This is a genomic window from Priestia sp. MDV22-iso46 (assembly GCF_058629175.1).
This window is the reverse complement of the sequence record NZ_JBZVWT010000029.1, coordinates 1-4,559: the sequence shown is the minus strand read 5'-3', so window position 1 is coordinate 4,559 and position 4,559 is coordinate 1. Positions and strand designations below refer to the sequence as shown.

General features: G+C 36.5%; 4 protein-coding genes and 1 tRNA gene. All 5 read right to left on the bottom strand.

The window, feature by feature from the left end:
* A partial coding sequence (locus AC4NPH_RS30950) for a LysM peptidoglycan-binding domain-containing protein (protein WP_491939353.1) occupies nucleotides 1-594 on the bottom strand: 594 nt, incomplete at its 3' end.
* Nucleotides 595-873: 279 nt separating this feature from the next.
* Complete coding sequence (locus AC4NPH_RS30945; RefSeq protein WP_063670490.1) at nucleotides 874-2,646, bottom strand: extracellular catalytic domain type 1 short-chain-length polyhydroxyalkanoate depolymerase; 1,773 nt, start codon at nucleotides 2,644-2,646, stop codon at nucleotides 874-876.
* A gap of 249 nt (nucleotides 2,647-2,895) precedes the next feature.
* The gene (locus AC4NPH_RS30940) at nucleotides 2,896-3,393 is read right to left on the bottom strand and encodes a GNAT family N-acetyltransferase (RefSeq protein WP_013055206.1); all 498 of its coding nucleotides are present in this window, start codon (nucleotides 3,391-3,393) and stop codon (nucleotides 2,896-2,898) included.
* Nucleotides 3,394-3,737: 344 nt separating this feature from the next.
* Complete coding sequence (locus AC4NPH_RS30935; protein ID WP_029325263.1) at nucleotides 3,738-4,343, bottom strand: hypothetical protein; 606 nt, start codon at nucleotides 4,341-4,343, stop codon at nucleotides 3,738-3,740.
* 139 nt (nucleotides 4,344-4,482) lie between these two features.
* A tRNA-Met gene (locus AC4NPH_RS30930) sits at nucleotides 4,483-4,559 on the bottom strand.

The window sequence follows — 4,559 nt, the reverse complement described above, 5'->3', positions numbered from 1 at the left end:
CTTTCGACTGATCCTGCTCGAAAGCAGCAACTTGTGCAAATACCTGTAAAAATTGTGCTGTTTTTGAATCACTTGCTCTTGTGCTGCTACTTGAGCTTGCTCTTGTTCTTTTTGTGTTTGTTCTTGTGCTGCTTGTTCTTGCTGAGCTTGTGCCGTTTGAGGCTGCTGCGCTTGTGGAGCTGCCTTTGCTACTGGCGCACTAGCTGTTTGAGATTGAGCTGCTTGTGCCGTTTTAATTTTAAATTGTTCTCCAGGGAAAACTAAGTCTGATGTTAAACCGTTCCATTCTTTAATTTCTTCTACTGTTACGCCATAATGTTGACCGATTGACCACAAAGTGTCACCACGTTTTACAGTATGTACGATTTCTTTTATGCTAGATAAGTTTAGTGTCTGATTTGGATAAATTAGTGTTGATGTTAAGTTATTAGCATCTTTTAGCTCGTCTACGCTCACATTATGATTTTGAGCGATTTTCCATAAAGTGTCACCTTTTTGTACTTCATACGTTCCGCTTGTAGAGGCAGATGCTGCACCTACAAATCCTGCTGAAAGAATTGCCGTTGTCCCTAGAGTAAATACAAATTTCTTCATTTTCCGAATACCTCCTTATTTACTCAATGACTGAATGATACCACCTGTTCATTTCACTTCCATTACAGGAATATTTTACTTTTATTACGGATTTAATTAATTTTAAACATTTTCTTGTAATATTTCTGACAATTCATTTTTGAATAATGATTAAATTTCATCAAAATCATGTCAAAATTTGAAGAAAACTCTATAAAAAGTTTGAGTTGTATTCGGTGATAAAAGTAACTTATCAGCAAAAAAAACCTTCTAAAAGCAGTTAGCTTTTAGAAGGTTTTTTTACTGATATGAAACAGTTAAAGTTGGAGCATATGCAGGACTGTCGCCCCCATAAATTTCAACTACGTCACTTAAAAAGTCCGCTGGACCTGAGCTTGACAAGCGAAATTGAGTTTTGCCGGTCCTATTCATATATCCCCAAAGTGAGGAAGGAAGTTGAATAGTTGTATATCCATTATTGAGTGAAGGCACTGACATTTGGAAGCCCGCTGAAATAGATGGTGAAGCCTGATAATCTATTTGTTCTAAAGCACTGCTAGCTCCAAATACACCGCTTTTAATATCGCCTTTCAAAGATGAAATATTACCAGTTGAAGATTTGCGATAAATTTTTAAAGATACATCCGTAATGATTGCATCATCAGGTAAAGAACTTGTGTCAAAAGATAAAATGGTTCGGTATGTGTCGGTATTGTACATTCCTTTATCCCCAATTTTATGAATAGAACTACTCATACCGTCAGCTGATAAGTTTCCGATAAATCCATCTTCAGCAGCAAGCGAAGAAAATACTGAAGGTTTCTCTGAAGTTCCAGAAATTTGATAAACTTCCGTCTTTACTTCCTCTTGGTTGCCTGCTGCGTCTACACTAAAAAACTTTACTGTTTTGCTAGAGTTGATGGTAATAGGCTCAGAGTACTTTAGAGAATTAACAGTTGGTATGCTTCCATCTAATGTATAGTAAGTGATGGCAGGTTCATTGGTTGATAATGAAACAGAAACAGAACTTCCATACGTTCCTCCCGCTGGTGAAGCAGCTGTAACCGGTGGGGATATATCTCCTGAATTAGGAGCATCACCATTTTTCGGATGGCTTTTAAAAAAGTTCCAGCTTAATTTAGTTGCATTTGGTCCTTTAGGATCTGTATAAGAACCGGATGTACTTCCCCCTGACCAAGCGTGTCCCATTCCTTCTATCATGTACTTTTCCATTACTGTTTTTCCAGCTGTATCCTTGTAAATATATTGCGTATAGCTTCTTCCACCAGATACTGTACCTGTTGCAGTTTGATCTGCCGTATCATCAATATTGTTATTATCCAGCCCATCAGACGCTCTATCATTTGTTTGAGCCCATTGCGATAATATTTGATGCGCATTTATAGGCGCAACAGTGTAGTCGGCCGTCCCATGAAACAAAATAACTGGAACCACTCGTTTATGATCTCCCATGGCTGAATAGGCTAAATCTCCTTGTTGGATAGGATTAGGACCTCCACTGCTCATTGCTGTATAAGCACCTGTCACATTAGTCGCTGCTTTATATTCTAAGCCAGCTCCAACGCTAATAGCTGCAAATATGTCTGGATAAGTAGCTCCCATAATAACACTCATAGCTGCACCAGCAGATAGCCCTCCAACAAAGACTTGGTCGGCATCTATTGAATAACTGCTTTTTATTTGATTGACCATTCCAGCAATTAACGCTGGTTCACCGCTTCCCCTGGATTGATGAGCCGTATCAAACCAGTTCCAACACTTATTTGAATTAGCAGAAGAAGGTTGTTCTGGATAAAGAACAAGAAACTTCTCTGTCTCCGCCAGTTCATTCATTTGTGTTCCTGCTGCAAATTGATCAGGGTCTTGAGTACAGCCATGTAGCATAACTACTAGAGGTAAGGCAGCACCTCTCTGATAACTGCTAGGTACGTACAGTTTGTATGTCCTTCCATTATATGTTTTAGAGGTAAAACTTCCTGCGGCTGAAGAAGATACAGCACCTAAAGATAAAAAAAGTATAAAAATCATCCCTGCTATAAATAATCGTTTCATCTTCCTGCTTCCTCCTTATATTGATATGGTTATACTTGGCAGCAAACGTACATATCGGTATGGTAGGGAAATGAATAAGAGTTACTAGTAAGATGATAGCAAGGTTTTATGTAATAAAATTTATATTAACTGCACGATTTGCCTACGCTTATGAGGACGAATAAAATCATTCATCTTCCAAATAAAGAAAACGCTTACATAAAATTGTAAACGATTGTGCCGATAAATACTATAAAAAAGACATACCTTTTAAAAATAGGCCGGTATGTCTTCTATGGATTGCTTACTTAAGTATTCATATTGTGACTCGCTGCAATTTACCATAGCAATGGATTGAGGATAACGTTGTAAATGAGAAGGGAGCTCCTTAAACCCAAACTGATGATAATATTCAGGAAGAATATCGCTATACAGCATAAAAATAGCGCTGCGCTTCTCTATCTTCATCTTTTTAAAAAAGTCTTCAAGCATATCACGGCCATACCCCATTCGTTGATAAAGCTGGTGTACAACAACGGATCCAATACCATGCAAAGCAAACTTTAATCGAGGAGTTTGTAAAAGAAGCAAAATAAATGAACCAATAATTTGATTCTCTTCATTTACGTATACATACCGAATTCCATATGTTTCTTCTTTTTGATTATCTCTCACATACTCTTTGTACGTCCTGCCTTTAGGCCATGCGGCATATCCCATTTGATAGACTTCTGCCAATTCTTCAGACTTTATTTTTCTTAATAACATGAACATCCCCTCTTTATTTATAATCCCATACGTCAGCAGACATTTTTTATAAAGTTAAAAATAGTTCCTGTATGTATATATTATACTTCATCCTACGGAAGCTTTCTTGCTCTGAGTGCTATTAACAGCTAATAGTGAGCTACTTTCTCAAAAAACTAGAAAGATTCCTGATAGTTGTTCCTTACCCATAGCAGTCATATATGTAAAGATACTCTTTATCATTCCATAAAAGCATAGAGATGTAAATGTATTTCCAGCTTCATTTAGCATTCATTACGTATTACTCATCAAAAAAAGCATAGAAACTACGTTCTATGCTTTACAGTGAAAGTACTCATCATTTCTTAAGCTTTTTCGTTCTCTACATACTCCACTAGATGAAAGAAAAAACGATATGTAAGAACAAGAGCTTCACCTATCGACATTTTTTCATTAAACTCTTTTATAGCATCTAACTCAATATTCACATCCCATAATCCATCTTTATCATTAAATAAAAGCTGGACGCTTGTTAGGCTTTCATTAAGTTCTTTAGCAAAAAATTGTTTTAGTAAAGAACCGAATTTTTTTTGCATATGTAACCCCGTTAATACTTTATATGTGCCAAACACATCATCCACTTCAAAAGAACATCCATCAAGCTTAATAAATTCGAACCATTTTGATTCTACATATAGAAATTCACTTCTGTGTTCTTTCAAATAAGAAATAGGAGTATCTAAAAATGAAAGAGGAGATTCTTCTGTGATCAGCTCGTCCGTTTCTTTCTCTACTCTTTCGATATAAGAATCTTTAAAACGTAAAGATGCCTCTTTTTCTTCTATCATCAGGTTTTGCGGTACCAACTCTTTTTGCAACGCATATTCCTTTTCTTCCTGGTATAGAGATAAAGATTGACCTTGAACGTTCATTTCTTTTTCAATATAAGTTTGAATATTACTTTGTAACATGAAAAAACCTCCTGATTAATCTGCATCACTATCTTATATCATAACCTAAACAAGTGTTTATAAATATAACCAAACAAAAAATCCTTAGGCATAGCCTAAGGATAATAATGATATATTCAAGTATGTATAAAAGATAATTTGGTTGCGGGGACAGGATTTGAACCTGCGACCTTCGGGTTATGAGCCCGACGAGCTACCGAACTGCTCCACCCCGCG

Excerpts from the sequence above, each read along its gene's own strand:
- AC4NPH_RS30945 (WP_063670490.1), bottom strand. The coding sequence starts at position 2,646 with ATGAAACGATTATTTATAGCAGGGATGATTTTTATACTTTTTTTATCT.
- AC4NPH_RS30940 (WP_013055206.1), bottom strand. The coding sequence starts at position 3,393 with ATGTTATTAAGAAAAATAAAGTCTGAAGAATTGGCAGAAGTCTATCAA.
- AC4NPH_RS30935 (WP_029325263.1), bottom strand. The coding sequence starts at position 4,343 with ATGTTACAAAGTAATATTCAAACTTATATTGAAAAAGAAATGAACGTT.